This is a genomic window from Exiguobacterium artemiae (assembly GCF_033342815.1).
GTDB lineage: Bacteria > Bacillota > Bacilli > Exiguobacteriales > Exiguobacteriaceae > Exiguobacterium_A > Exiguobacterium_A artemiae_A.
In genome coordinates, this window is sequence record NZ_JAWPEN010000019.1 from 1 (window position 1) to 26,569 (window position 26,569).

The window sequence follows — 26,569 nt, forward strand, 5'->3', positions numbered from 1 at the left end:
CCTCCGAAGAGTTCCGTGAGCTTCCTGCGCTCGACTTGCATGTATTAGGCACGCCGCCAGCGTTCGTCCTGAGCCAGGATCAAACTCTCCATAAAGTGTTTGACTTGCTCGTTTTTGTGACTAGATGTCACGTTGACGAAGCTTGCGCTTCATTCATTGTTTGTATCCGAAGATACGTTTTTTGCCTCATCGTTCAGTTTTCAAAGTCCGATATGTCGTTTGACGACTTTTAAATCTTACAGTAAACTATTAACTGGTGTCAATAACTTTTTTCGTAAGTTTTTTTCGTTTTCGACGTGTCTGTGTGGCGTGTGCCTCAGCGACATGTATTAATATATCAACTCTTGTTTTTTACGTCAACTGTTTTTCTAAAAAAACATTAAAAAAAGATGGACGCCGCTCTGACCGGATAAAACGGTAGCACGGCGCCCTTTTCTTTTATGCTCTTTTCCCCGACGCAGCATTCGCTGAATTCGGTTTTTCCTGCAACCGGTGCAACATCAGAATCTGATACGCATTACAAACAAGTAATGTGGCAAGTGCCGCCCATAACATCCGCTTGTCTTGAGTCGCCTGAAGAGCCGGAACCCATTCAATCAATGTGATGACTGTCATCAAAAAGAGTGTCGGCACGAACGCTGTGAAGTTTGTCTCGCGGGCTTTCGTCCGAGCGACAAAAAACGCAATGAGCAATAAGACAACCATCTCTCCGATATACAGGTTTGTTTTTTCAAATCCGAAAGCAAGACCGCGAAGGTAGATTCCGTCGAATAACGCAAATGCGATTAAGACGATTTGAACCCGGTCCCACAACTTAGCTCCCCGAAAAATATCGAGTCCGACCCGGTGAAGGATCAGATACGAAAAGAATCCCATCAAACTGATGGCTGTCCATGTACTGCTGTAAGCCAGGGCTGTAACATATCCGCTGATCGATTGATTGCGGACATAACCCGGTTCAGCGACAAGGTTAAACACGAAGCCGGCGAGCGTCCCGATCAGGAGCGTCATCCAAAACAGCTTCAAAAATCCTCTAGTCTTCATTCATTATCCCTCTACTTTTTCGATGACACGCGCTGCGAGTTCATTATAGTGTGTTTCAAATGGATGGTCGTCACGGTAAATCGACGGTGCAAAGTCCGTGTCATTTGCATACGGCTGTCCAAGTGGAATCTTAGCTAGAATATCTGTTTTTAACGCTTCTGACAACTTCTCTCCGCCGCCTGAACCAAACACATACTCTTTTTCGCCCGTTATCTTGCTCTCGAAATAGGCCATATTCTCAATGATTCCGAGCAAACGGTGGTTTGTTTTGATTGCCATCGCCCCTGCACGTGCAGCAACGAATGCCGCAGTTGCATGCGGTGTCGTGACGATCAGTTCCTGACAGCTCGGCAACATCGAATGAATATCGAGTGCCACGTCGCCTGTGCCCGGCGGTAAATCAAGCAGTAAGTAATCGAGGTCGCCCCACTCGACGTCAGAGAAGAAGTTGTTCAACATCTTCCCAAGCATCGGACCACGCCAGATGACAGGTGCATTGTCTTCGACGAAGAAGCCCATCGAGATGACTTTCACGCCAAATCGTTCAGGTGGAACAATCCGGTCGTTGACGACCGTCGGACGAGTTTCGATCCCCATCATGTCCGGTACACTAAATCCATAGATATCCGCGTCAATCAAACCAACTTTTTTACCAGCTCGTGCGAGGGCAACTGCCAAGTTGACGGAAACCGTCGATTTTCCGACGCCGCCTTTACCGGAAGCAATCGCGATGAAGGTCGTGCCTGAGTCGGGTTTGAGAATCGACGGTGTCGTCGCTGCTTGAATGCCATGGTCGCCGAGTGCCTCAAAACGTAAGCCAACCGTCTTGAATCCTTTTTCTTTCAACTCTTTAACGATCTGTTGTTGTAATGCGAGCTGTTCGCCCGAACCTGCTTGTGCCAGCGCGATTTTGAGACTGACATAGTCTCCTTTGATGCGGACATCGCGAATCCCGTTCGTATCTGTAAGCGAGCGTTCAATCGTCGGATCGATCAATTGCCCGACCACCTCGCGAATTTCTTGTTCATTCAACATAGTGCCTTCCCCCTGAGAACGTTCGATTTAATCCATTTCAGTATAACAAAAATAAGATAGCGCTTGCACATTTCGACTCGGAAAGCATGACATTTCCTTGACGACGCCAAAGGAATCGCCAAGAAGGATTCAAAAAAGAGATTCTCCTCTTCACAACTGCAAAAAGGGAACCTCTACACAGTTAAAACATCCGATTCCATGTCGCCGGTCCGACGACACCGTCGACTGCTAATCCTTGACGTGCTTGATAGGCACGTACCTTATCGACGGTCTCCGCATCAAATCGTTTCGTGACAGTCGCCTTGACTGCCCGCTGAATCCGCTCGATGTCCCGGCTGTTCATATTGACCGCTCCTTTATAGAGCGGTTGTCCCGGATAAGGCACTAAGACATCCGTCGTCGTTTTGTTCAGTTCAAAGTGCGGATAGTCTTTAAATCCACTCCAGTCTCCGCCCCAGGAGAAACCGTGCCGCTTCATCGCCTGGACGATTTGCTGAAAGTTGGCATCGGTATTAAAGATGGCTTCCGTCCCGTCCATGGAGTATTGAAACAGATCAACGGCAATCCCCCGGTTATGATTCGATTGTCCCCCACGGGCGTTCGTCACGATTGCACCTGGAGTTGTCCGTCCTTGTGCATACAACTTTTCCTGCTCGGCGTAGGACCGGAATCCTTGCGCCACCCCGACATAAATGCCTTTGACATGAAGTTCACGGATGACTTGTCGCGTCTTTCGGGCAACTTCAGGTGAAAGTCCCGGAACATTCAGTTTCCGGTTGGCCCGTTCTATTAACCAACTGACTGATACGGTCATCGTTCACCACACTCCTTTGTAGACTGTTCCCGAAAACCGAATCCGGTATACACAATAGGTTTATTCCGTTGCCTTTCAAGTACCAGAGCATTTCCGCTCACATAGGCGATTGATCCAAAAAAAATCTCCCACCCGTAAGGATGAGAGATAAAACGATTAACGTTTTGAGAACTGAGGTGCACGACGTGCTGCTTTAAGACCGTATTTTTTACGTTCTTTCATACGAGCATCGCGTGTGAGGAAACCTTTAGCTTTAAGTGTTCCACGGAAGTCTGGATCCGCTTGAAGAAGAGCACGTGAGATACCGTGACGGATTGCGCCTGCTTGACCAGTGAAGCCGCCGCCTTTGACCGTTACCATGATATCGTATTTGCCTTCTGTTTCTGTGAGTACAAGTGGTTCTTTTGCAGTCATGATTAATGTTTCATAACCGAAGTATTCGCTGATATCGCGCCCGTTAACTGTGACTTTACCGTCTCCAGCAACGAGGAAAACGCGAGCTGCCGCGTGTTTACGGCGACCAGTGCCGTAGTAACGTACATCTGCCATCGTGTAGTTCCTCCTAAATTCGTATTAATTAACCGCGAAGTTCGTAAACTTCTGGTTGTTGTGCTTCTTGCTTATGAGTATCTCCAGCGTAAACGTGGAGTTTGTTGAACATTTGACGACCGAGGCTACCTTTTGGAAGCATCCCTTTGATCGCGAGTTCAAGCATACGCTCAGGTTTGTTAGCGAGTAAGTCGCGTGCGACAGTCTGCTTCAAGCCGCCTGGATGACCAGAGTGACGGTAGTAGACCTTTTTGTCGAGTTTGTTACCAGTTAAAACGATTTTCTCAACGTTGATGAGGATAACGTGATCCCCACAGTCAACGTGTGGTGTGAACGTAGGTTTGTGCTTACCGCGGAGAAGTGAAGCAACTTCGCTCGAAAGACGACCGAGTGTTTTGCCTTCTGCGTCGATAAGGAGCCATTTGCGTTCTACATCAGTAGCTTTCGCCATGAAAGTTGTGCGCATGTAAAATACCTCCTAAGGAATTTAAAAATTTCTTTTTTGATTTTTCATTTATTCACTGTTTGAATCTATCAGAATCTTAGGTGTACGGGGCTAAGATTGTGGTTTCATAATAAATGAAATGCCAATAAACATTGTATGTTTTTTAGCGGCTAATGTCAAATGCCTTTTTTAGACTCTGGGTAGAAAACTTCCCAAAGGTATAACCCGTGCGGTGGTGCCGTCACACCAGCGACGTTTCGATCCTTCGCTTCGAGCATCCGTTTGATGTCATCCGGGGCAAATCGACCGCGTCCGACATCAAGCAACGTGCCGACCATGATCCGGATCTGATTGTAGAGAAAACCGCTTCCTTGAAAACGAAAAATCAGTTCTTCCCCTTGTTCGATCAGTTCCGCTTCATAAATCGTCCGAACACGATTGTCCGTCTCTGTCTTCGCGACACAGAACGAACTAAAGTCATGAGTCCCGACTAAATACGCTAATCCCAGACGAATTTGCGCAACATCGAGTGAATACGGAATCAAGACGGATTGATGACGCCGAAACGCATCTTCCGTCCGGCGCACGAAGTACCGATACTCTTTCCCTACTACATCATACCTTGCTTCGAAGTCAGAAGCGACCTCTTTACAGTCACGAACGCGAATATCGTCCGGTAATAACGTATTTAAGGCCTTCACCATGCTTGCAGGGGCGATCAAAAGCTCCGTATCAAAATGAATGACCTGCCCCTGCGCGTGTACACGCGCATCCGTCCGTCCGGAACCGATGACCTTGACCGGGTGCTTATGCATCCGGTCAAGCGTCTTCTCGAGGACTTCCTGAATCGTCAGACCGTTCGGTTGCACTTGATATCCGGAATAGTCCGTTCCGTCATACTGAATCGTACATTTAAAGCGTCGCATCAAAATCCTCCCCGTAAATACACCAGCAACAGTCCGAGGACGACCAGAAGCAGGATCAATCCCGTATCGCGTGTTGTCCACTTGGACTCACGGAGCCGGGTCCGTCCTTCACCGCCGCGGTATCCGCGGGCTTCCATCGCCGTTGCCAGATCTTCTGCCCGTTTAAACGCCGAGATGAAGAGTGGAATCAGCAAAGGAATGATGGCCCGCAAGCGCTCTTTGATCGGACCCGCCGATAAATCGACACCCCGTGCCTGCTGCGCCTTCATGATTTTTTCCGTCTCTTCTGCCAGGGTCGGCAGGAAACGAAGGGAAATCGACAACATCAAGGCAATCTCGTGCGTCGGGACACGGACGACTTTAAACGGTTTCAATAATAACTCAATCGCATCCGTCAGTTCGATCGGCGACGTCGTCAACGTGACGAGTGTCGTAATCGACACAAGATAAAAAAACCGGAGCGAAACGATGATGGCAAGACGCAATCCTTCTTCATAAATCCTGAACCATCCAAATTCAAACAGAATGGCCCCTTCACGCGTAAACAACAGTTGAATGATAAACGTAAAGACGATTAAGAATAAGATTGGTCGCAGCCCCTTTAAGACGTAACGAATCGGTAATTTACTACTCGCTAACGCAAAAAACGTAAACAGCAGTAAAAAAATATTCGTTGCCGCATTATTGGCTAAAAAGACAAGGGGAATGAAACAAAAGGCAAAAATGATTTTCGCGACGGCCGACGAACGATGTAAATACGACGTTCCTGGTATATGTTGTCCTACGATCATCGTCCGTCCCCCCGTACACGTAAAATCCATTCAATCAATTCCGCTTCCGTCTGAAGCGATGGACGCGGTTGGTTCAATTGATCGGCCATCTGCCAGGCAAAGGCCAGGACGTGGGGTAAATCGAGATGGAATTGACGCAGTAACGTTTCTTGACGGAATAGACCCATTGGTTCTCCGTCATACGCAACCTGGCCCTCTTCCATGACGACGACGCGGTTCGTATATTCCAGCACCTGGTCCATGTCATGCGTAATCAACAGCAATGTCATTCCTGACTGTGCATGCAACTCGGCAAAGAGAGAAAGCATCTGCTTCCGTCCTTGCGGATCGAGGCCTGCTGTCGGTTCATCGACGATCAACACGTCTGGTTGACTAGCGAGTACGCCCGCAATCGCAACACGCCTCATTTGCCCACCAGACAGGTCAAACGGAGAACGTGACCAAAAGACTTCATCGAGTCCAACGGTACGTAAGGCATCTTTCGCTAACCGTTCTGCCTCTGCCGGTGCGTGACCGAAGTTCATCGGACCAAACATGACATCTTTCAAGACGGTTTCTTCAAACAATTGATATTCCGGATACTGAAAGACAAGACCGACCCGTTTCCGGAGTGCTTTCAAATCTTGTTTTCGTTTCGGTTCGATGATGATGTCATCGACCTGTACCTTCCCTGCTGTCGGTTTTAACAAGCCGTTGATGTGTTGGACGAGTGTCGACTTCCCGGAACCGGTATGCCCTACAAACGCAACAAGCGCCCCTGACGGAATCTCAAGATTCACATCACGCAGCGCGACTCGTTCAAACGGACTATTGAGTTGGTACGTATAGTTTAATTCCTGGATTAAGATTGGCATAAGCGGTTCACCAAGTCTCTTTCATCTAGTATCGTGTCCTCATAAGTAAGACCACGTGCTGAAAGTTGCTCCTGCACCCGGACGACAAATGGAACATCTAGTCCAATCTGCTCAAGAAACGCGGATTGTGCAAACACCTCTTGCGGTGTCCCTTCTAAAACGATTTGCCCCGCATCCATGACAATGACACGACTGGCCCGTAAGACCTCATCGAGTTCATGTGTAATGGCAACGACGGCCATCGGGTGTTGCTCATATAATTCCTGAACGGTCGACATAACCTCAGTTCGTGCAATCGGATCAAGCATCGATGTCGCTTCATCGAGCACGAGAACATCAGGGCGCATCGCAAGCGCCGAGGCGATTGCGACACGCTGCTTCTGTCCGCCGGATAGTTGATGGGGTTCCCGATCAACAAAATCCGTAAGGCCAACGCGCGCTAGACTGTCGTCGATACGACGAACCATTTCCTCGCGTGGCACACCCCAGTTTTCCAGGGCAAATGCCACGTCGTCGCGCACGGTCGTGCCAACGAATTGATTATCCGGATTTTGAAAGACGATACCGATTGCGCGGCGCATCTCCCACAGTTGCTCCGGTACTGCACTTGAGAATGTCTCATTGACAGTAACCGTTCCTTCTTCAGGAAGCAACAATCCGTTAAACAGCTTCGTCAGCGTTGATTTTCCGGAGCCGTTGTGTCCAACGATCGCGACCCATTCCTGCGAATGAATCGAAAGAGAGACATTCCGTAAGGCTGGTTGTTCTTGTTCCGGGTAACGGTATGTCACCTGTTCCAACTCAATCAGCTTTGTCATGTCTGCTCCTCCTTCATCAAATCAAAAATAATTTCATTTGTAACAAAAGGGCAGAAGCGAGTTACGCACTGCCCTTTTATTCGAATCATTTAAAAATTAAACGAGTTCGATGATGACCATTTCTGCGCCGTCACCACGACGTGGTCCCATTTTCATGATACGTGTGTAACCACCTTGACGCTCAGCAAAACGTGGTGCCACATCTGCAAACAATTTTTGGATTGCATCTTGTGTTTTACCAGCTTCGTTTTGACCAGCAGCTTCGCGACGAACGAACGATGCAACTTGACGACGAGCGTGGAGATCACCGCGTTTACCTAAAGTGATGAGTTTCTCAACGACTGGACGAAGTTCCTTCGCTTTTTGTTCTGTAGTTTGGATACGCTCATTGATGATGAGATCAGTCGCAAGGTCACGCAAAAGTGCCTTACGTTGTGAGCTTGTACGGCCTAATTTCGAGTATGCCATGGATGGATTCCCTCCTTCGTGCAATTAATAGTTTTAGTCTTCTTTACGTAGGCCCAGTCCGAGTTCATCGAGCTTCGCTTGAACTTCTTCGAGAGATTTACGTCCGAGGTTACGAACTTTCATCATCTCGTCTTCGCTCTTGTTCGCGAGTTCTTGAACCGTATTGATGCCGGCACGTTTCAAACAGTTGTACGAACGAACTGAAAGATCGAGTTCTTCGATCGTCATTTCAAGTACTTTTTCTTTTTGATCTTCTTCCTTTTCGACCATGATTTCGGCATGGAGCGCTTCGTCCGTAAGACCAACAAAGATGTTTAAGTGTTCTGTCATGATTTTTGCACCGAGTGACACTGCTTCTTCAGGGCGGATTGAACCGTCCGTCCAAACATCAAGCGTCAACTTATCGAAGCTCGCATCTTGACCAACACGTGTTTTTTCAACTTGATAGTTTACACGTTGAATTGGCGTGTAAATCGAATCAATTGGAATGACGCCGATTGGCATATCGTCCCGTTTGTTATCTTCAGCCTGAACGTAACCACGGCCGCGACGAGCTGTCAGACGCATATGAAGTGATGCACCTTCTGCAAGTGTTGCAATGTGGAGTTCTGGGTTGAGGATTTCGACGTCGCTGTCATGCGTAATGTTCGCTGCAGTAACAACGCCGGCGCCTTGAATATCGATCTCAAGTGTTTTCTCTTCTTCCGAGTAAACTTTGAGGGCGAGTTTCTTGAGGTTCAAGATGATTTGGGTAACGTCTTCTACAACGCCATCAATCGTCGAGAACTCATGAAGAACGCCATCGATTTGGACTGCAGTGACTGCAGCACCCGGAAGTGAAGATAATAGGATACGACGCAATGAGTTACCAAGCGTTGTACCGAATCCACGCTCAAGCGGTTCTACCACGAATTTACCAAACGTAGCGTTGTCGCTTAATTCGACCGTTTCAATCTTCGGCTTTTCGATTTCGATCATCTGAACCCCTCCTTGAATATCGTCATGTTGGCCATCGCGTTCAATCGCCAACCGTCTTGTGCACGTTTCTACTGCCTTGCTTGGTCAAACGATCAACAAAAGTCTACTCGAATTCCCGCTTTGCAGTACAAGACGGGTTACACGCGACGACGTTTTGGAGGGCGGCAACCGTTGTGCGGAACTGGAGTTACGTCACGGATCGCTGTTACTTCAAGACCGATTGCTTGAAGCGCACGGATTGCAGCTTCACGACCTGCACCAGGACCTTTAACGTTAACTTCTACAGTACGCATACCGTTGTCCATTGCTGTTTTCGCAGCAGTTTCTGAAGCGAGTTGCGCAGCAAATGGAGTAGATTTACGTGAGCCTTTGAAGCCCATGTTACCTGCAGTTGCCCAAGAGATTGCATTCCCTTGCATGTCAGTGATCGTAACGATTGTGTTGTTGAATGTTGAACGGATATGCACGATACCAGATTCAATATTCTTTTTGACTTTACGTTTACTACGAACATTCTGTTTACGTTTTGCCATCTTAGTTTACCCTCCCTTACTTCTTCTTGTTCGCTACTGTGCGGCGTGGGCCTTTACGAGTACGCGAGTTGTTTTTAGTGTTTTGACCACGAACTGGAAGACCACGACGGTGACGAACACCACGGTAGCAACCGATTTCGATCAAACGTTTGATGTTGAGTGAGATTTCACGACGAAGGTCACCCTCAACTTTTACTTTATCTAATCCATCACGGAGTTGGTTGAGTTGTTCTTCAGTCAATTCACGAGTACGAGTATCTTCAGAGATACCAGCTTCTTTCAAGACTTTCTGAGCAGTTGTTTTACCAACACCATAGATGTAAGTGAGTGAGATAACGATGCGTTTCTCACGTGGAATATCTACACCAGCAATACGTGCCATGTGTGCACCTCCTTGTTTAATTACCCTTGTTTTTGTTTATGCTTAGGGTTTTCGCAAATAACCATTACTTTGCCTTTACGGCGGATAACTTTACATTTTTCACAGATCGGTTTAACCGAAGGTCTTACTTTCATTGTGAATACCTCCTCCTGAAAAAATCGGAGTTTTTATTTGAAACGGTATGTGATCCGTCCGCGAGTCAAGTCGTATGGTGACAACTCAACCGTTACTTTATCTCCTGGTAGGATCCGAATGAAGTGCATCCGAATTTTTCCTGAGACGTGCGCGAGGACCGTGTGGCCGTTTTCTAACTCCACCTTAAACATCGCGTTTGGAAGCGGTTCGATAACCGTACCTTCCACTTCGATTACATCTTGTTTCGCCATCAATTATACCCCTTTCTCTATAAAGTTGATTGGGAGCCCAGACGATTTGTAGCGCTTAGGGGCTTTCTACAGTAGCCGTGAGAGAATCATCGGTCACAAACACGAGTGGATAGCGGCTTATAGAAAGGTGACACCAATAACGCGCACAGCTCACTCTGCATCGACCGTTAAGATCTCGTAGCCTTCGTCTGTGATGGCGATGGTGTGCTCAAAGTGGGCGCACATGCTACCGTCCACTGTCACTACCGTCCAATTGTCGGATAGCGTGCGAACATAGCGTTTTCCGACATTAACCATTGGCTCAATCGCCAAGGTCATGCCAGTTTTCAGGCGCGGCCCTTTCCCCGGTGGTCCATAATGTGGAATTTGCGGATCTTCATGCAAATTTTGTCCCACGCCGTGGCCCACATATTCGCGGACTACAGAAAAATTCGCTGCTTCAACATGTGACTGAATCGCATGCGAAATATCTGTCAGGTGCACGCCGGCTTTGGCGCGCTCCAATCCTTTATACAGAGATTCTTCAGTTACGTCAAGTAACCGCTTCGTCTCTTCAGAGATTGTACCTACCGGATATGTCCAGGCTGAATCTCCGTGATATCCGTTATACTCCGCCCCGATATCAATCGAGATGATGTCTCCATCGTGGAGTACGCGGTCACCCGGAATACCATGGACAAGTTCTTCATTTACTGAAGCACAAATGCTGCCAGTAAACCCATTATAACCTTTAAACGATGGTGTTGCCCCTTGACTTCGAATATAGCGTTCAGCAATCGCATCGAGTTGCCCCGTTGTGATCCCTGGACGAATATGAGCTTTGAGCTCCTTATGCGTCCGGGCGACGATTTGTCCTGCCTGACGCATGATGTCGATTTCACGCGGCGCTTTCGTAATGATCATTACTGATCACCAAGAAGTGCTTGAACATCGGAATAAACTTCATTAATCGGACGATCACCGTCCAAATTACGAAGATACCCTTTTTCAGCGTAAAAGTCAATCAAAGGTTGCGCTTGAGCGACGTTGACTTCAAGACGACGGCGAACCGTTTCTTCTTGATCATCTTCACGTTGAACAAGTGCTGATCCGTCGATATCACAGACACCCTCCACTTTTGGCGGGTTATAGATGACGTGATACGTTGCTCCACATGTCGGGCAAATCCGGCGGCCTGTCAAACGAGGGACAAGTTTCTCCGGGTTCACACCGATGTGAACGACGTGATCGATTTGTTTATTTAGATCCGCAAGCAATACTTCAAGAGCATCCGCTTGTTTCACTGTGCGTGGGAAACCGTCAAGAAGAAAACCATTTGCACAGTCTTCTTTGGCGAGACGTTCACGTACGATGCCGATTGTGACTTCATCCGGAACGAGTTCCCCTTTATCCATGTACGATTTCGCTTCCTGCCCGAGCGGTGTTTGATCTTTGATCGCCGCGCGGAACATGTCGCCTGTCGAGATGTGTGGAATGGCGTAGTCTTCGATAATTTTCGCAGCCTGCGTCCCTTTTCCAGCACCCGGCAAGCCCATCAATACAAGATTCATGTCGGTAGCCTCCACTTCTATAGACTCTATAGACACAACAGAAAGGAAAGGGATGGTCCCCTTCCTCCCGCCTTATCGGATAAAGCCTTTGTAGTGTCGTTTAACCAGTTGACTTTCAATCTGTTTCATCGTCTCAAGACCTACACCGATGACAATCAACAGGCTTGTTCCACCAATCTGCACCGAGTTCGGTAAACCAGCGAACTTAATAAAGAACGTTGGCGTCACCGCGATGACAGCGAGGAAGAGTGAGCCGAAGAATGTCAGACGGTACAGGATCTTCGTGATGTACTGTTCCGTTTGCTTACCAGGACGAATACCAGGAATGTATCCGCCTTGCTTTTGAAGGTTCTCTGCCATTTGTTCCGGGTTAACCTGAACAAATGTATAGAAGTAAGAAAATGCAATGATCAGTGCCACATAGATCGACATACCGATTGGACTCGTATAGTCGAAAATGTCACGGATCTTCGTCGCATTTTCCGGACTTGCAAAGAAACTTGCAACCGTTGGTGGCGTCACCATGAACGATACAGCGAAGATAACTGGGATAACACCAGCAGCATTCAGTTTAATCGGCAAGTGTGTCGATTGACCGCCTACTGGTGCACGGTTCACCGTACGCTTAGCGTACTGAATCGGAATCTTACGGGCAGCTTGCTGCACATAGATGACTCCGACGATGACCGCAATGATGATTAAAAGCAACAGTACGATATAAAGCACATTGACAAACAAAGCATCCCCTGCATTTTGGAGCTTTGTTTCGTAGATCTGACGGAACGCGTTCGGGAAGCCTGCGACAATCCCAGCGAAGATGATCATTGATATCCCGTTACCAATGCCCTTCTCCGTGATGAGTTCACCGAGGAACATCAAGAATGCGGTACCCGCCGTCAAAACAAGTGCAATCATAACGTACGTCCAGGTGCCGTATTGCTCATCGACAAGACCTGGGTAGATACGGTTAAATCCAAGCGCGATTCCAAACGCTTGGACTAAGCCGAGTACGATCGTTCCATAGCGCGTTACCGTTGCTAACTTCTTACGGCCCGCCTCTCCTTGTTTTGCCCATTCGGCAAACTTTGGAACAACGTCCATCTGTAAGAGTTGGACAACGATCGAGGCCGTGATATACGGCATGATTCCCATCGCAAAGAGTGAGAAATTCTGCAAAGCATTCCCGCCGAAGGAATTCAAGAAACCAAGAATACCATTCTGGTCGATCTTGAATACTTCAGTGTTTACCATCGGCACCGGGATATGTGCTCCGATACGGAACACGATAATCAGAGCCAAGGTAAAGAGAATGCGCCGACGAATGTCGGCTACGCGCCACATATTGGAGATCGCTTGAAACATTAGATCACCTCAACCGTACCGCCGGCAGCTTCGATCGCTTGCTTCGCAGCTTCGGAGAACTTGTGAGCTTTTACTGTCAGTTTCTTTTCAATCTTACCGTTAGAAAGGATCTTCACGCCATCCTTCATACCTTTGACTGCGCGAGTCTCGATAAGAAGTTCTGGTGTTACTTCCGTTCCATCTTCAAAACGGTTAAGTGTGTCAAGGTTGATAACCGCGAACTCTTTACGAGTCGGGTTGTTGAAGCCGCGTTTTGGTAAACGACGGAAAAGTGGGTTTTGTCCACCTTCGAAACCTGGACGAACACCACCGCCTGAACGAGCTTTTTGACCTTTGTGACCACGGCCAGAAGTCTTACCGTTACCAGAAGACATACCGCGACCTACACGGTTGCGTTCTGAACGTGAACCAGCAGCTGGTTTCAATTCATGGAGTTTCATAGTGGGGCACCTCCTCATAAAATTATATCAAACGTATTACTCTTGAATTTCTTTAACTGTCAATAAGTGTGACACGTGGTTAATCATCCCACGCATAGCAGCGTTGTCAGGTACGACAACAGTTTGGTGCATCTTACGGAGACCAAGCGTACGAGTAGTAACGCGTTGGTTCTCCGGACGACCGATCATGCTGCGTGTGAGGGTAACTGCGAGTTTCGCCATCTGTATTCCCTCCCTTTCTTAACCGCGAAGTTCTTCGACGGTTTTACCGCGGAGTTTCGCAACGTCTTCAGCACGTTTAAGTGAAGTGAGACCTTTAACAGTCGCACGAACCATGTTGATTGGAGTGCTTGATCCAAGTGATTTCGAAAGAATGTCGTTGATTCCCGCTAATTCGAGAACCGCACGAACTGGGCCACCAGCGATGACTCCAGTACCTTCAGAAGCAGGTTTCAAGAAGACGTGACCTGCACCGAAAATTCCGTTGATTTCGTGTGGAATTGTAGTGTTAACGATTGGAACGTTAACCATGTTTTTCTTTGCATCTTCGATTGCTTTACGGATCGCTTCAGGCACTTCCTGAGCTTTACCCGTACCGAAACCTACGTGACCATTCTTGTCACCTACGACGACGAGTGCAGCAAAACGGAAGCGACGGCCACCTTTTACTACTTTCGCGACGCGGTTTACAGTAACAACGCGTTCTTCGAGTTGATCCATGTTAATTTCTAACTGGCGCATGTAGAGGTTCCCTCCTTTTCTATTAGAATTTGAGACCAGCTTCACGAGCTGCTTCAGCTACTGCTTTAATACGTCCATGATAGAGGTATCCTCCACGGTCGAAAACGACTGTTTCAATACCTTTTTCAAGAGCGCGTTCAGCTGCAAGCTTACCAACTGCTGATGCAGCGTCAGTCGTGTTGCCTTTTTCAAGGTCGAGTGATGATGCAGATGCGAGTGTTGCATGTGTTGCATCGTCAATGACTTGTACGTAAATGTTCTTGTTCGAACGGAATACATTCAAACGTGGACGAGCTGCAGTCCCGATGATTGTACGACGTACACGACCATGACGCTTTTTACGCGTAGCATTTTTGTTTGCCTTTGAGATCATTTATGCCACTCCTTTCCGGTCAATTCGTCTTAACGAATTACTTACCTGTTTTACCTTCTTTACGACGGACGACTTCATCACTGTAACGAATTCCTTTACCTTTGTACGGCTCAGGCTGACGGTACGAACGGATCAATGCAGCAACGTGTCCAACACGCTCCTTGCTGATTCCGCGGACGATGATTTGCGTATTCGTAGGAACTTCGACTTCAATGCCTTGTTCCGGAGTGTACTCGATTGGGTGTGAATAACCGAGGTTGAGTACGATTTTGTTACCTTGCTTTTGAGCACGGTAACCAACACCTTGGATATCGAGTGTCTTAGCGAAACCGTTGTTTACACCTTCGACCATGTTCGCGATAAGCGCACGAGTCGTTCCGTGGATTGTACGGTTAGCTTTCTCGTCGTTTGGACGAGTGACAGTCAATTCATTACCTTCTACGTTGATAGCCATAGTCGGGTTGAACTCACGAGTGAGTTCACCTTTAGGACCTTTTACCGTAACTGTGCTGTTTTCAACTGTTACTGTAACGCCTGCTGGGATAACGACTGGCTTTTTACCAATACGTGACATTTAAGACACCTCCGTTCTTTTTATGCGTGAATTACCAGATGTATGCGATCACTTCGCCGCCGACTTTTTGTTGGCGAGCTTCTTTGTCTGTCATAACACCTTTAGATGTTGAAACGATAGCGATTCCGAGACCACCGAGTACTTTCGGGATTTCATCAGCTTTCGCGTAAACGCGAAGACCTGGTTTCGAGATACGTTTGAGTCCAGTGATGACGCGTTCGTTGCTTGCGCCGTACTTAAGGAATACGCGGAGCGTACCTTGTTTGCTGTCCTCGAGATATTCAACATCGCGGATGAAACCTTCACGTTTGAGGATTTCAGCGACTTCACGTTTGATTGTAGAAGCTGGCATTTCCAACTTCTCATGGCGAACCATGTTTGCATTACGAATGCGTGTAAGCATATCTGCAATCGGATCTGTCATAACCATGCGATGTACCTCCTTTCACAACTTTAATGAATTACCAGCTTGCTTTTTTAACACCAGGGATTTGACCTTTATGAGCAAGATCACGGAACTTAATACGGCTGATACCGAATTTACCAATGTAACCGTGTGGACGGCCAGTGATACTGCAACGGTTGTGTAAACGAACCGCTGAAGAGTTACGTGGGAGTTTGCTCAAGCCGATGTAGTCGCCTTGTGCTTTCAATTCTGCGCGTTGTTCAGCGTAGCGCTCGACGAGTGCTTGGCGTTTTACTTCACGTGCGATCATTGATTTCTTAGCCATGTGTGCGGCCTCCCTTATTTTTGGAATGGCATGCCGAGTGCTGTGAGAAGCTCACGTGACTCTTCATCCGTATTAGCAGTTGTAACGATAACGATGTCCATACCACGGACTTTAGATACGCGATCGTAGTCGATCTCTGGGAAGATCAATTGTTCCTTCACGCCTAGCGTGTAGTTACCACGGCCATCGAATGATTTCTTCGATACACCACGGAAGTCACGTACACGTGGAAGTGACACGTTGATCAACTTGTCGAGGAACTCATACATGCGCTCTCCACGAAGTGTTACCTTCGCGCCGATTGGCATACCTTCACGAAGTTTGAAACCAGCGATTGATTTCTTAGCTTTCGTGATGAGTGGCTTCTGACCAGTGAGGAGCTGAAGCTCTTCGACTGCCATGTCAAGTGCTTTCGTGTTCGTAACAGCGTCACCAACACCCATGTTGATTACGATCTTATCGACTTTCGGCGCTTGCATTACAGAAGTATAGTTGAATTTCTCCATCATTACTTTGACGATTTCGTCTTGGTATTTAGCTTTTAAACGGTTCATCAGAAAGTGGACCTCCTTTCTTTAAATCTTCTTATTTATCTAAAGCTTCGCCCGATTTTTTAGCGATACGTACTTTCTTGCCGTCAACCACAGTGAAACCAACGCGTGTTGGGTTTCCTGTCTTAGGGTCGATGAGCATAACGTTCGATACGTGAATCGGTGCTTCTTTCTCGACAATTCCGCCTTGCGGGTTGAGTTGAGAAGGTTTTGAGTGTTTTTTGATCATGTTAACGCCTTCGACGATAACGCGATCTTTTTTAGGCATAGCAGTAAGGACAACACCTTGTTTGCCTTTATCTTTACCAGTCATAACCTGAACTTTATCACCTTTTTTGACATGCATCGTTAGAGCACCTCCTTGTAGGAATTCTTTGGAATTAAAGTACTTCCGGTGCCAACGAGACGATCTTCATGAAGTCTTTTTCACGAAGTTCGCGTGCGACTGGTCCGAAGATACGTGTGCCACGTGGGCTTTTATCATCTTTGATGATGACTGCTGCATTTTCGTCAAAACGGATGTACGAACCGTCTTTACGACGAACGCCACGTTTAGTACGAACGACTACTGCGCGTACAACTTCACCTTTTTTGACAACGCCACCTGGTGTTGCTTGTTTAACTGTGCAAACAATTACGTCACCGATGTTAGCAGTTTTGCGACCAGATCCACCGAGGACTTTGATCGTCAAGACTTCACGAGCTCCTGAGTTGTCTGCTACTTTCAAGCGAGATTCTTGTTGAATCATACGATTGTACCTCCCTCCGGATGTTTATTCATCCGAACTAATTAGAGTTTAGATGATTACTGCTTTTTCGACGACTTCTACGAGACGGAAACGTTTGTCTTTAGAAAGTGGACGTGTTTCTTGAATGCGTACGACGTCACCGATTTTAGCTGTGTTGTTTTCATCATGCGTTTTGTACTTCTTAGAGTAGTTTACGCGTTTGCCGTAGAGCTTGTGCTTTACTTTAGTCTCAACTGTAACTACGATCGTTTTATCCATTTTGTCAGATACGACGCGTCCAGTTAACACTTTGCGGTTGTTAGTGCGTTCCATTGAGTGTTCCTCCTCTCAGAATCCGAGTGAATTATGCGTTGTTGATGCCGAGTTCGCGTTCACGAAGAACGGTTTTCGCGCGTGCAATCGACTTGCGCACTTCACGGATACGAGCAGGGTTCTCAAGCTGACCAGTCGCAAGTTGGAAACGAAGGTTGAACAACTCTTCTTTCCACGAACCGACTTTACCGTTGAGCTCTTCTGTAGTTTGCTGACGGAGATCAGTTGCTTTCATTCGTATCACCACCATTTTCTTCACGTTTTACGAACTTACATTTTACTGGAAGTTTGTGTGATGCAAGACGGAGAGCTTCGCGTGCGATCTCTTCCGATACTCCTGCGATTTCAAACATTACTTTCCCCGGTTTGACGACTGCAACCCAGCCCTCCGGAGCACCTTTACCTGAACCCATTCGGACTTCAAGAGGTTTTTTAGTGTATGGTTTATGTGGGAAAATCTTGATCCACACTTTACCACCACGTTTCATATAACGAGTCATCGCGATACGCGCTGATTCGATTTGACGGCTAGTGATCCAGCTAGCTTCTTGAGCTTGGATACCGAACTCGCCGAAGTGTACTGTAGTACCACGTTTCGCTTTACCACGCATGTTGCCGCGGTGAACACGACGATATTTTACACGTTTTGGTAACAACATGTTGTGTTGCCTCCTTCCCTAGACGGATGTGGATTATTGTTCGTTAGATGCTGCTTTTTTCGTAGGAAGCACTTCACCGTGGTGGAGCCATACTTTTACGCCAATTTTGCCGTAAGTTGTATCAGCTTCAGCAGTACCGTAATCGATGTCTGCACGGAGTGTATGAAGTGGAACTGTTCCTTCTGAATACTTCTCTGAACGAGCGATATCAGCGCCGCCAAGACGACCAGAAACTTCAGTCTTGATTCCTTTGATACCTGAACGCATAGAGCGTTGGATTGATTGCTTCATTGCACGACGGAACGATACACGGCCTTCAAGTTGGCGTGCGATGTTCTCAGCGACAAGTTTAGCAACTGCATCCGGGTTTTTCACTTCAACGACGTTAACGTGAACGCGTTTGCCTTTTGCAAGGTTAGTGATGTCTGTACGAAGCGTTTCGATTTCAGAACCGCCTTTACCGATAACCATACCAGGTTTAGCAGTGTGAAGTGAAATGTTCAAGCGGTTTGCTGCGCGCTCGATTTCAACTTTAGAGACACTAGCGTCTTTAAGACGTTTTTCGATATATTCACGAACTACGTAGTCTTCATGAAGGAGATCAGCATAGTCTTTATCTGCGAACCAACGTGATTCCCAGTCTTTGATGATACCTACGCGAAGACCAGTTGGGTTAATCTTCTGACCCACGGTAATCCCTCCTTATTTTTCAGATACCACGATGTGAACGTGGCTCGTACGTTTGTTGATGCGGCTTGCGCGACCCATTGCACGTGGGCGGAAACGTTTGAGCGTTGGACCTTCGTTGACGTAAGCCTCTGTTACTACGAGGTTTTCGATGTTCATGTCGAAGTTGTGCTCAGCGTTCGCGATTGCCGATTTCAATACTTTCTCAACGATTGGCGTTGCTGCCTTGTTCGTGTAAGCAAGAATCGAAAGTGCTTCACCGATTTGCTTCCCGCGGATTAAGTCTACTACTAGACGTGCCTTACGAGGAGCAATGCGAACCATATTAGCCGATGCTTTTGATTGCATAATGAGTACCTCCCCTCAGATTAACGTTTAGTCTTCTTATCGTTTCCAGCATGTCCTTTGTAAGAACGTGTTGGCGCGAATTCACCAAGTTTGTGACCGACCATATCTTCTGTCACGTAAACCGGTACGTGTTTACGACCATCGTAGACAGCGATCGTGTGACCGATGAACTCTGGGAAGATTGTAGAACGGCGTGACCAAGTTTTGATAACATGCTTGTCACCAGCTTCGTTGGCTTTGTCAACCTTAGCGAGCAAATGGTGATCTGCAAATGGACCTTTTTTCAAGCTGCGACCCATAGTTGTACCTCCCTTTGGCATGATTCAGGAACGGTTCCTGCGAACCGTTCAGAAATCACGTAATTATTTTTTAGAACGACGGACGATATATTTATCGCTCGCTTTGTTTTTCTTACGAGTTTTGTATCCGAGTGCCGGTTTACCCCAAGGAGTAAGTGGGCCCGAACGACCGATTGGAGCACGTCCTTCACCACCACCGTGTGGGTGATCAACTGGGTTCATTACAGAACCACGAACTGTAGGACGTTTTCCGAGCCAGCGTGAACGACCAGCTTTACCGATATTGACGAGCTCGTGCTCTTCATTACCGACAGCGCCGACTGTTGCACGGCAAGTAGCAAGGATCATACGTGTTTCGCCTGATTGGAGACGAACGATCGCGTATTTACCATCTTTACCGAGAAGCTGAGCAGAAGTACCAGCTGAACGAACGAGCTGACCACCTTTACCTGGCTTAAGTTCGATGTTGTGGATCAATGTACCAACTGGGATGTTTGAAAGTGGAAGAGCGTTACCGACTTTAATGTCAGCCTCAACTCCTGACATGACTTGCATGTCAACTTTCAATCCTTTAGGTGCGAGGATGTAGCGTTTTTCACCATCGATGTAGTGGACAAGAGCGATGTTTGCAGAGCGGTTCGGATCGTACTCGATTGTAGCGATACGGCCAGCGATGCCATCCTTGTTCCGTTTGAAGTCGATGATACGGTATTTACGTTTGTGTCCGCCACCTTGGTGACGTACTGTCAAGCGACCTTGGTTGTTACGTCCGCCCTTTTTCGAAAGCTTTTCAGTTAACGATTTTTCAGGACGTGAAGCCGTAATCTCAGCAAAGTCAAGCGCAGTCATATTACGACGACCGTTAGTGGTCGGTTTAAACTTTTTAATTCCCATCGAGAGTTCCCTCCTTTTCTACAGAGTACCGATTAACCGAGGTAATCGAGTTCTTTGCTATCTGCAGTAAGCGTGACGACCGCTTTTTTGCGGCGTGCTGTGTAACCAGCGTGACGACCTACGCGTTTTGCTTTTGGTTTTGAGATAAGTGTGTTGATTTTTTCAACTTTAACGCCGAAGATCGCTTCAACTGCATCTTTGATTTGCGTCTTAGATGCCTTTACGTCTACTTCGAACGTGTACTTTTTCTCAGCCATTTGGTTCACTGAGCGTTCAGTAATTACAGGACGTTTGATAATGTCGTGTGCGTTTGCCATTATGCAAGCACCTCCTCTACTCTCGCAACAGCATCCTTCGTGAAGATGACTTTGTCGTGTGCGACAAGATCAAGGACGTTTACTCCAGCAGCGTCAACGACTGTGACACCAGGAATGTTGCGTGTTGAAAGAACGACTGTCTCGTTGTAATCAGCAGTAACGACGAGGACTTTACGTTCGATTGAAAGAGCAGCGAAGACCGAAATCATGTCTTTTGTTTTCGGAGCATCGATTGTCAATCCTTCAAGAACGATGAACTCGTTGTTAGCGACTTTCGAAGAAAGTGCTGAACGTAATGCGAGACGACGAACCTTTTTAGGAAGTTTATAAGCGTACGAACGTGGTGTTGGACCGAAGACTGTTCCACCGCCAACCCATTGTGGCGAACGGATCGAACCTTGGCGTGCACGACCAGTACCTTTTTGTTTCCATGGTTTACGGCCGCCACCGCGAACTTCCGAGCGACCTTTTGTATCATGTGTACCTTGGCGACGTGAAGCTTGTTGCATGACGATTGCATCGTATACGACTGCTTCGTTTGGCTCGATTCCGAAAACGGCATCTGCCAACTCGATGTCTCCAACTTGTGTACCTGTTTGGTTAAGCAAAGCTACTTTAGGCATTCGTTATTCCTCCTTTCCTTGCAAACAAATTAGTTGCCTTTTACCGCAGTTTTGACGACAACTTGGCTCTTACGTGCGCCTGGGATAGCACCCTTGACGAGGAGTAAGCCGCGTTCTACATCAACTTTTACGATTTCAAGGTTTTGAACAGTGACTTGCTCTCCACCCATGCGTCCTGGGAGCAATTTCCCTTTGAATACACGGTTTGGAGCGACAGGACCCATTGAACCTGGGCGACGGTGGTAACGCGAACCGTGAGCCATTGGACCACGTGATTGGTTGTGACGCTTGATTGCTCCAGCGAAACCTTTACCTTTCGACGTACCTGTTACATCAACCATTTCGCCTGCAGCGAAAGTATCTGCTTTAATCTCTTGACCGATTTCGAAATCTGTTACAGATGTACGGATTTCTTTAATGAAGCGCTTAGGTGTCGCACTAGCTTTCGCTGCGTGACCTTTTTGCGGTTTGTTTTGACGACCTTCTTTGATATCACCAAAGCCGAGTTGGACTGCTTCGTAACCGTCCACTTCCATTGTCTTCAATTGAAGAACAACGTTACCTTCTACTGAAACGACAGTAACTGGTACTACTTCGCCTGACTCGTTGAAGATTTGTGTCATACCGAGTTTAGTTCCTAAGATTCCTTTAGCCATGAGATACACCTCCTAATATTGAATGATTTTGATCTTCTGGCTAGTATCAACTATTTATAGAAGAAAAATTAAAGTTTGATTTCGATGTCAACGCCCGATGGAAGTTCAAGACGCATAAGCGCATCAACTGTTTTCGGTGTTGGGTTAACGATGTCGATCAAACGTTTGTGTGTACGCATTTCGAACTGCTCACGAGCATCTTTGTACTTGTGAACGGCACGAAGTACTGTGTAGATCGCTTTCTCCGTTGGGAGTGGGATCGGACCAGATACAGTAGCACCAGAACGTTTTGCTGTTTCGACAATTTTCTCAGCCGATTGATCAAGCACGCGGTGATCGTATGCTTTCAAACGGATCCGAATTTTTTCATTTGCCATGTTGTTTCCCTCCTTTTCGCCTATTTTGTAAATAGACATTCTCCGCGGAAATTTCCACACTAGCCATGGCAATGCCGCCTGGTGTGTCATAACCTCCCGCTTCATCGCGTTGTGTTTGTGACCAACATATCCTAGTTTACTTAATTCCAAGCAGGAATGCAAGTAAAATAAAAATAGAATTTGTTTTCAAGTCTCTCACCACTCGCACAAACACTTTCCTCAGTATATAAGATGTCTGACCATGTTGCAAGACTGTTTTCAAAGAAATGAAAAAAGGCCTTCCGTCACGGGAGACGGAAGACCTTTAAATCTTAAAAATTACTCAACGATTTCTGTAACTGATCCAGCGCCTACTGTACGGCCACCTTCACGGATTGAGAAACGAGTTTCTTTTTCAAGAGCGATTGGCGCGATGAGTTCAACAGTCAATTCGATGTTGTCCCCAGGCATTACCATTTCAGTTCCTTCAGGAAGTTGGCACATACCAGTTACGTCAGTTGTACGGAAGTAGAACTGTGGACGGTAGTTACCGAAGAATGGCGTGTGACGGCCACCCTCTTCTTTTGAAAGGATGTAAACTTGCGCTTTGAAAGTTTTGTGCGGTGTGATTGTGTTTGGTTTCGCGAGAACTTGTCCACGCTCGATGTCGTCACGTGATACACCACGGAGAAGTGCTCCGATGTTGTCGCCAGCTTCAGCATAGTCAAGAAGCTTACGGAACATCTCTACACCAGTACATACTGATTTTTTAGTTTCTTCGTGAAGACCAACGATTTCAACTTCGTCGTTGACTTTAAGAACTCCACGCTCAACGCGGCCAGTAGCTACTGTACCACGACCAGTGATTGAGAAAACATCCTCAACTGGCATCATGAAGTCTTTTTCAGTGTCACGAGTTGGCTCAGGGATGTACTCATCAACAGCTGTCATGAGTTCCATGATTTTTTCTTCCCATTTAGCTTCGCCGTTAAGCGCGCCGAGAGCAGATCCTTGGATAACTGGGAGGTCATCGCCTGGGAAGTCGTACTCAGAAAGAAGTTCGCGGATTTCCATTTCAACGAGTTCAAGAAGCTCTTCGTCGTCAACCATGTCGACTTTGTTCATGAATACTACGATGAAAGGAACACCTACTTGACGTGAAAGCAAGATGTGCTCACGTGTTTGTGGCATTGGACCATCAGTTGCAGAAACAACGAGGATCGCGCCGTCCATTTGTGCAGCACCAGTGATCATGTTTTTAACATAGTCAGCGTGACCTGGGCAGTCAACGTGTGCATAGTGGCGTTTTTCTGTTTCGTACTCGATGTGAGCTGTTGCGATAGTGATACCGCGCTCGCGCTCTTCTGGAGCACCATCGATTTGGTCAAACTTAGTTGCAGCTTTACCTTGTGCTTTTGCAAGTACAGCTGAAATAGCTGCTGTTAAAGTTGTTTTACCGTGGTCGACGTGGCCAATTGTACCAACGTTAACGTGCGGTTTAGAACGGTCGAATTTTTCTTTACCCATTCTGAATTCCTCCTCTATGTGTCTAATAATATTTTATAACTAGGAAGGTGAATCGTCGAATAACGTACACCTTCCTTAGCTTACACTAATCATAAAAGCGTGACAACCTGTGAAGGATTAGCCGTTTGCTTTTTTGATGATTTCTTCAGCAACTGATTTCGGTACTTCTTCGTAGTGATCGAAGTGCATCGAGTACGTTCCGCGACCTTGTGTGCGTGAACGAAGACCAGTAGCGTAACCGAACATCTCTGAAAGTGGAATCATCGAACGAACGACTTGAGCGTTCCCGCGAGCTTCCATACCTTCAACGCGTCCACGGCGTGATGTAACATCACCCATGATGTCTCCCATGTATTCATCTGGGATAACGATTTCAACTTTCATCATTGGCTCAAGGATAACAGCGCCGCTCTTATCTTTAAGTTGTTTGACGGCCATTGAAGCCGCGATTTTAAATGCCATCTCGTTTGAGTCGACATCGTGGTACGATCCGAAAACGAGTGCCGCTTTAACGTCAACTACTGGATAACCAGCAAGGATACCGTTTTGAAGCGCTTCTTCGATTCCGTGTTCAACCGCTGGGATGTATTCACGTGGAACAACACCACCGACGATTTTGTTGTTGAACTCAAAGCCAGCACCTTCTTCGTTTGGCTCGAATTCTACGACGACGTGACCATATTGACCACGACCACCTGATTGACGAGCAAACTTAGAATCGATTTTCGCCGATTGGCGAATCGTTTCACGGTAAGCTACTTGTGGAGCACCAACGTTTGCTTCGACTTTGAACTCGCGACGCATACGGTCAACGATGATGTCGAGGTGAAGCTCACCCATACCTGAGATGATCGTTTGACCAGTCTCTGGGTTAGTTTCAGTGCGGAATGTTGGATCCTCTTCAGCAAGCTTAGCGAGTGCTTGACCCATTTTATCTTGGTCAGCTTTCGTTTTTGGTTCGATTGCGACCGAGATAACTGGTTCTGGGAATGTCATTGATTCGAGAACGACGTTGTCTTTCTCTGCACAAAGCGTATCTCCAGTAGTAGTATCTTTAAGACCTACAGCTGCTGCGATGTCACCAGCGAAGACCATTGGGATCTCCTCACGGCTGTTCGCGTGCATTTGAAGGATACGTCCGAGACGCTCACGTTTCCCTTTTGTTGAGTTCTTGACGTAAGATCCTGCCGAAGCTGTACCAGAGTACACACGGAAGAACGTCAATTTACCAACATACGGGTCAGTCATAACTTTGAATGCAAGTGCAGAGAATGGCGCTTCGTCAGTTGACTCACGAACGATCTCTTCTTCTGTATCCATGTTAATCCCTGTGATTGCTTTTACGTCGACTGGTGATGGGAGGTAGTCAAGGACTGCGTCAAGCATAAGCTGAACACCTTTGTTCTTGAATGCCGAACCAACGAGAACTGGGTAGAAATCAACTGTAAGAGTCGCTTTACGGATACCCGCTTTAAGCTCTTCAATCGTGATTTCCTCGCCCTCGAGGTATTTCATCATCATTTCTTCTTCGTAATCTGCAACTGCTTCGATTAATGATGCACGAAGTTCTTCAGCTTCTTCTGCGAATTCTGCAGGGAAACCTTCAGTTTCTTCGATATCAGTACCGAGGTCGTTACCGTACATGTATGTTTTCTTTTCAACGAGGTCGATGATTCCTTTGAATTCATCTTCTGCGCCGATTGGGATTTGGATTGCGTGTGCGTTAGCTTGAAGGCGGTCGCGAAGCGTTCCAACCGAGTACAGGAAGTCTGCACCGATTTTATCCATTTTGTTAACGAAAACGATACGTGGTACGCCGTAAGTTGTAGCTTGGCGCCATACTGTCTCAGTTTGTGGCTCAACACCAGACTGAGCATCAAGTACTGCTACCGCACCATCAAGTACACGGAGTGAACGTTCAACTTCAACAGTGAAGTCTACGTGTCCAGGTGTATCGATGATGTTTACGCGGTTACCTTTCCATTGTGCAGTTGTTGCTGCAGATGTAATCGTGATTCCACGCTCTTGCTCTTGCTCCATCCAGTCCATTTGTGAAGCACCTTCGTGCGTTTCACCAATCTTGTGGATACGACCCGTGTAATAGAGGATACGCTCAGTCGTTGTTGTTTTACCAGCATCGATGTGGGCCATGATCCCGATATTACGGGTGTTCTTAAGGGAGAATTCTCTTGCCATCTTTAAACATTCTCCTTTCGCATTTTAGTTTAGTGTCCGTGCGTTGCCACACGTCATGACTATACCCGAAAGCCACCTCATATTTCCATACAAAATGGCATAGATGAGGTGGTTAATTCCGGTTTTACCAGCGGTAGTGAGCAAACGCTTTGTTCGCTTCCGCCATTTTGTGCATATCTTCGCGCTTCTTAACTGAAGCACCAGTGTTGTTTGCAGCGTCCATGATTTCGTTAGCAAGACGAGCATCCATTGTTTTTTCGTTACGGAGACGTGAGTAGTTCACGAGGTAACGAAGTGCAAGTGTCGTACGGCGCTCAGGGCGGACTTCGACAGGAACTTGATAGTTAGCTCCACCTACGCGGCGTGCTTTAACTTCAAGAACTGGCATGATGTTGTTCATCGCCTCTTCAAAAACTTCCATTGCATCGCGACCTGAACGTTCAGCGATAGCTTCAAAAGCTTTGTATAAGATTTGTTGAGCAGTACCTTTTTTACCATCTAACATAAGACGGTTGATAAGGCGGGTAACGAGTTTAGAGTTGTAGATCGGATCAGCCATTACATCACGGCGTTCTACTTGACCTTTACGTGGCATTCCGAG

At 47.0% G+C, this 26,569-nt stretch carries 42 protein-coding genes and 1 rRNA gene; all 43 read right to left on the bottom strand.

All coding sequences use genetic code 11. From position 1 onward, the window contains the following. A 16S ribosomal RNA gene (locus R7V76_RS14400) occupies window positions 1–95 on the bottom strand; the annotation flags it as partial. Window positions 96–438: 343 nt separating this feature from the next. Further along, a complete protein-coding gene (locus R7V76_RS14405; RefSeq protein WP_026826929.1) occupies window positions 439–1,044 on the bottom strand; it encodes a KinB-signaling pathway activation protein in 606 nt (201 codons plus the stop codon). A gap of 3 nt (window positions 1,045–1,047) precedes the next feature. Then, window positions 1,048–2,079 carry an Mrp/NBP35 family ATP-binding protein gene (locus R7V76_RS14410; RefSeq protein WP_114597372.1) on the bottom strand — a complete coding sequence of 344 codons (1,032 nt, stop codon included), beginning with the start codon at window positions 2,077–2,079 and terminating at the stop codon, window positions 1,048–1,050. Window positions 2,080–2,260: 181 nt separating this feature from the next. After that, complete coding sequence (locus R7V76_RS14415; RefSeq protein WP_290826972.1) at window positions 2,261–2,893, bottom strand: M15 family metallopeptidase; 633 nt, start codon at window positions 2,891–2,893, stop codon at window positions 2,261–2,263. A 156-nt stretch (window positions 2,894–3,049) separates the two neighbouring features. Continuing rightward, window positions 3,050–3,442 (bottom strand): 30S ribosomal protein S9, encoded by a 393-nt coding sequence (gene rpsI, locus R7V76_RS14420; RefSeq protein WP_012369042.1) that lies wholly within the window; start codon window positions 3,440–3,442, stop codon window positions 3,050–3,052. A gap of 28 nt (window positions 3,443–3,470) precedes the next feature. Continuing rightward, window positions 3,471–3,908, bottom strand: coding sequence for a 50S ribosomal protein L13 (gene rplM, locus R7V76_RS14425; RefSeq protein WP_012369041.1), 438 nt, complete (start codon window positions 3,906–3,908; stop codon window positions 3,471–3,473). Window positions 3,909–4,063: 155 nt separating this feature from the next. Next, the gene (truA, locus tag R7V76_RS14430) at window positions 4,064–4,813 is read right to left on the bottom strand and encodes a tRNA pseudouridine(38-40) synthase TruA (RefSeq protein WP_318093453.1); all 750 of its coding nucleotides are present in this window, start codon (window positions 4,811–4,813) and stop codon (window positions 4,064–4,066) included. Then, complete coding sequence (locus R7V76_RS14435; RefSeq protein WP_318093454.1) at window positions 4,813–5,604, bottom strand: energy-coupling factor transporter transmembrane component T family protein; 792 nt, start codon at window positions 5,602–5,604, stop codon at window positions 4,813–4,815. Before R7V76_RS14435 ends, truA begins: the two co-directional genes overlap by 1 nt. Next, entirely contained in the window at window positions 5,601–6,458 is an 858-nt protein-coding gene (locus R7V76_RS14440) for an energy-coupling factor transporter ATPase (protein ID WP_318093456.1), read from the bottom strand. The genes R7V76_RS14435 and R7V76_RS14440 overlap by 4 nt, the downstream gene beginning before the upstream one ends. After that, window positions 6,446–7,276 carry an energy-coupling factor ABC transporter ATP-binding protein gene (locus R7V76_RS14445; RefSeq protein WP_026826922.1) on the bottom strand — a complete coding sequence of 277 codons (831 nt, stop codon included), beginning with the start codon at window positions 7,274–7,276 and terminating at the stop codon, window positions 6,446–6,448. The genes R7V76_RS14440 and R7V76_RS14445 overlap by 13 nt, the downstream gene beginning before the upstream one ends. A gap of 96 nt (window positions 7,277–7,372) precedes the next feature. Next, window positions 7,373–7,744, bottom strand: coding sequence for a 50S ribosomal protein L17 (rplQ, locus tag R7V76_RS14450; RefSeq protein ID WP_012369036.1), 372 nt, complete (start codon window positions 7,742–7,744; stop codon window positions 7,373–7,375). A 33-nt stretch (window positions 7,745–7,777) separates the two neighbouring features. Continuing rightward, window positions 7,778–8,722, bottom strand: a complete 945-nt coding sequence (locus R7V76_RS14455; RefSeq protein WP_012369035.1) for a DNA-directed RNA polymerase subunit alpha — start codon at window positions 8,720–8,722, stop codon at window positions 7,778–7,780. Window positions 8,723–8,859: 137 nt separating this feature from the next. After that, entirely contained in the window at window positions 8,860–9,255 is a 396-nt protein-coding gene (gene rpsK / locus R7V76_RS14460) for a 30S ribosomal protein S11 (RefSeq protein ID WP_012369034.1), read from the bottom strand. A gap of 16 nt (window positions 9,256–9,271) precedes the next feature. Then, window positions 9,272–9,637, bottom strand: coding sequence for a 30S ribosomal protein S13 (rpsM, locus tag R7V76_RS14465; protein WP_012369033.1), 366 nt, complete (start codon window positions 9,635–9,637; stop codon window positions 9,272–9,274). A gap of 20 nt (window positions 9,638–9,657) precedes the next feature. Beyond that, window positions 9,658–9,771, bottom strand: a complete 114-nt coding sequence (gene rpmJ / locus R7V76_RS14470) for a 50S ribosomal protein L36 (protein ID WP_003156543.1) — start codon at window positions 9,769–9,771, stop codon at window positions 9,658–9,660. Window positions 9,772–9,804: 33 nt separating this feature from the next. Then, window positions 9,805–10,023 (bottom strand): translation initiation factor IF-1, encoded by a 219-nt coding sequence (infA, locus tag R7V76_RS14475; RefSeq protein WP_012369032.1) that lies wholly within the window; start codon window positions 10,021–10,023, stop codon window positions 9,805–9,807. A gap of 150 nt (window positions 10,024–10,173) precedes the next feature. Continuing rightward, window positions 10,174–10,926, bottom strand: a complete 753-nt coding sequence (map, locus tag R7V76_RS14480; protein ID WP_012369031.1) for a type I methionyl aminopeptidase — start codon at window positions 10,924–10,926, stop codon at window positions 10,174–10,176. After that, a complete protein-coding gene (locus R7V76_RS14485; RefSeq protein ID WP_026826920.1) occupies window positions 10,926–11,573 on the bottom strand; it encodes an adenylate kinase in 648 nt (215 codons plus the stop codon). Before R7V76_RS14485 ends, map begins: the two co-directional genes overlap by 1 nt. A gap of 72 nt (window positions 11,574–11,645) precedes the next feature. After that, window positions 11,646–12,935 carry a preprotein translocase subunit SecY gene (gene secY / locus R7V76_RS14490; RefSeq protein ID WP_012369029.1) on the bottom strand — a complete coding sequence of 430 codons (1,290 nt, stop codon included), beginning with the start codon at window positions 12,933–12,935 and terminating at the stop codon, window positions 11,646–11,648. Further along, entirely contained in the window at window positions 12,935–13,375 is a 441-nt protein-coding gene (rplO, locus tag R7V76_RS14495; protein ID WP_012369028.1) for a 50S ribosomal protein L15, read from the bottom strand. The genes secY and rplO overlap by 1 nt, the downstream gene beginning before the upstream one ends. Before the next feature lie 36 nt (window positions 13,376–13,411). After that, entirely contained in the window at window positions 13,412–13,597 is a 186-nt protein-coding gene (gene rpmD, locus R7V76_RS14500; protein WP_012369027.1) for a 50S ribosomal protein L30, read from the bottom strand. 18 nt (window positions 13,598–13,615) lie between these two features. After that, entirely contained in the window at window positions 13,616–14,116 is a 501-nt protein-coding gene (rpsE, locus tag R7V76_RS14505; RefSeq protein WP_012369026.1) for a 30S ribosomal protein S5, read from the bottom strand. 22 nt (window positions 14,117–14,138) lie between these two features. Beyond that, window positions 14,139–14,489: a 50S ribosomal protein L18 gene (gene rplR / locus R7V76_RS14510; RefSeq protein ID WP_012369025.1), complete on the bottom strand. Its 351-nt coding sequence runs from the start codon at window positions 14,487–14,489 to the stop codon at window positions 14,139–14,141. 37 nt (window positions 14,490–14,526) lie between these two features. After that, the gene (gene rplF / locus R7V76_RS14515; protein ID WP_012369024.1) at window positions 14,527–15,063 is read right to left on the bottom strand and encodes a 50S ribosomal protein L6; all 537 of its coding nucleotides are present in this window, start codon (window positions 15,061–15,063) and stop codon (window positions 14,527–14,529) included. A 31-nt stretch (window positions 15,064–15,094) separates the two neighbouring features. Then, complete coding sequence (gene rpsH / locus R7V76_RS14520) at window positions 15,095–15,493, bottom strand: 30S ribosomal protein S8 (RefSeq protein WP_012369023.1); 399 nt, start codon at window positions 15,491–15,493, stop codon at window positions 15,095–15,097. 31 nt (window positions 15,494–15,524) lie between these two features. Next, window positions 15,525–15,794 (bottom strand): 30S ribosomal protein S14, encoded by a 270-nt coding sequence (rpsN, locus tag R7V76_RS14525; RefSeq protein ID WP_012369022.1) that lies wholly within the window; start codon window positions 15,792–15,794, stop codon window positions 15,525–15,527. A gap of 14 nt (window positions 15,795–15,808) precedes the next feature. Beyond that, window positions 15,809–16,348 (bottom strand): 50S ribosomal protein L5, encoded by a 540-nt coding sequence (gene rplE / locus R7V76_RS14530; protein WP_012369021.1) that lies wholly within the window; start codon window positions 16,346–16,348, stop codon window positions 15,809–15,811. Between the two features lie 31 nt (window positions 16,349–16,379). Then, window positions 16,380–16,691 carry a 50S ribosomal protein L24 gene (gene rplX / locus R7V76_RS14535; protein WP_012369020.1) on the bottom strand — a complete coding sequence of 104 codons (312 nt, stop codon included), beginning with the start codon at window positions 16,689–16,691 and terminating at the stop codon, window positions 16,380–16,382. Between the two features lie 34 nt (window positions 16,692–16,725). Continuing rightward, window positions 16,726–17,094, bottom strand: coding sequence for a 50S ribosomal protein L14 (rplN, locus tag R7V76_RS14540; RefSeq protein WP_012369019.1), 369 nt, complete (start codon window positions 17,092–17,094; stop codon window positions 16,726–16,728). A 48-nt stretch (window positions 17,095–17,142) separates the two neighbouring features. Next, window positions 17,143–17,406, bottom strand: a complete 264-nt coding sequence (gene rpsQ, locus R7V76_RS14545; protein ID WP_012369018.1) for a 30S ribosomal protein S17 — start codon at window positions 17,404–17,406, stop codon at window positions 17,143–17,145. Window positions 17,407–17,437: 31 nt separating this feature from the next. Further along, entirely contained in the window at window positions 17,438–17,641 is a 204-nt protein-coding gene (rpmC, locus tag R7V76_RS14550) for a 50S ribosomal protein L29 (protein WP_012369017.1), read from the bottom strand. After that, window positions 17,628–18,065 carry a 50S ribosomal protein L16 gene (gene rplP, locus R7V76_RS14555; protein ID WP_012369016.1) on the bottom strand — a complete coding sequence of 146 codons (438 nt, stop codon included), beginning with the start codon at window positions 18,063–18,065 and terminating at the stop codon, window positions 17,628–17,630. Before rplP ends, rpmC begins: the two co-directional genes overlap by 14 nt. A 33-nt stretch (window positions 18,066–18,098) precedes the next feature. Then, window positions 18,099–18,755, bottom strand: a complete 657-nt coding sequence (gene rpsC / locus R7V76_RS14560) for a 30S ribosomal protein S3 (protein WP_012369015.1) — start codon at window positions 18,753–18,755, stop codon at window positions 18,099–18,101. A 12-nt stretch (window positions 18,756–18,767) separates the two neighbouring features. Next, the gene (rplV, locus tag R7V76_RS14565; protein WP_012369014.1) at window positions 18,768–19,100 is read right to left on the bottom strand and encodes a 50S ribosomal protein L22; all 333 of its coding nucleotides are present in this window, start codon (window positions 19,098–19,100) and stop codon (window positions 18,768–18,770) included. A 20-nt stretch (window positions 19,101–19,120) separates the two neighbouring features. After that, the gene (gene rpsS, locus R7V76_RS14570) at window positions 19,121–19,399 is read right to left on the bottom strand and encodes a 30S ribosomal protein S19 (protein WP_012369013.1); all 279 of its coding nucleotides are present in this window, start codon (window positions 19,397–19,399) and stop codon (window positions 19,121–19,123) included. A gap of 63 nt (window positions 19,400–19,462) precedes the next feature. Further along, the gene (gene rplB / locus R7V76_RS14575) at window positions 19,463–20,293 is read right to left on the bottom strand and encodes a 50S ribosomal protein L2 (protein WP_012369012.1); all 831 of its coding nucleotides are present in this window, start codon (window positions 20,291–20,293) and stop codon (window positions 19,463–19,465) included. A gap of 32 nt (window positions 20,294–20,325) precedes the next feature. Continuing rightward, entirely contained in the window at window positions 20,326–20,610 is a 285-nt protein-coding gene (gene rplW / locus R7V76_RS14580; RefSeq protein WP_012369011.1) for a 50S ribosomal protein L23, read from the bottom strand. Continuing rightward, complete coding sequence (gene rplD, locus R7V76_RS14585) at window positions 20,610–21,233, bottom strand: 50S ribosomal protein L4 (protein ID WP_012369010.1); 624 nt, start codon at window positions 21,231–21,233, stop codon at window positions 20,610–20,612. Before rplD ends, rplW begins: the two co-directional genes overlap by 1 nt. Before the next feature lie 29 nt (window positions 21,234–21,262). After that, window positions 21,263–21,889, bottom strand: coding sequence for a 50S ribosomal protein L3 (gene rplC, locus R7V76_RS14590; RefSeq protein WP_012369009.1), 627 nt, complete (start codon window positions 21,887–21,889; stop codon window positions 21,263–21,265). A 68-nt stretch (window positions 21,890–21,957) separates the two neighbouring features. Continuing rightward, window positions 21,958–22,266 (bottom strand): 30S ribosomal protein S10, encoded by a 309-nt coding sequence (rpsJ, locus tag R7V76_RS14595; RefSeq protein ID WP_012369008.1) that lies wholly within the window; start codon window positions 22,264–22,266, stop codon window positions 21,958–21,960. 318 nt (window positions 22,267–22,584) lie between these two features. Beyond that, the gene (gene tuf, locus R7V76_RS14600; RefSeq protein WP_026834301.1) at window positions 22,585–23,772 is read right to left on the bottom strand and encodes an elongation factor Tu; all 1,188 of its coding nucleotides are present in this window, start codon (window positions 23,770–23,772) and stop codon (window positions 22,585–22,587) included. 117 nt (window positions 23,773–23,889) lie between these two features. Beyond that, window positions 23,890–25,968: an elongation factor G gene (gene fusA, locus R7V76_RS14605; protein ID WP_290826989.1), complete on the bottom strand. Its 2,079-nt coding sequence runs from the start codon at window positions 25,966–25,968 to the stop codon at window positions 23,890–23,892. A gap of 124 nt (window positions 25,969–26,092) precedes the next feature. Further along, window positions 26,093–26,563, bottom strand: coding sequence for a 30S ribosomal protein S7 (rpsG, locus tag R7V76_RS14610; protein ID WP_012369005.1), 471 nt, complete (start codon window positions 26,561–26,563; stop codon window positions 26,093–26,095). Window positions 26,564–26,569 lie beyond the last annotated feature (6 nt).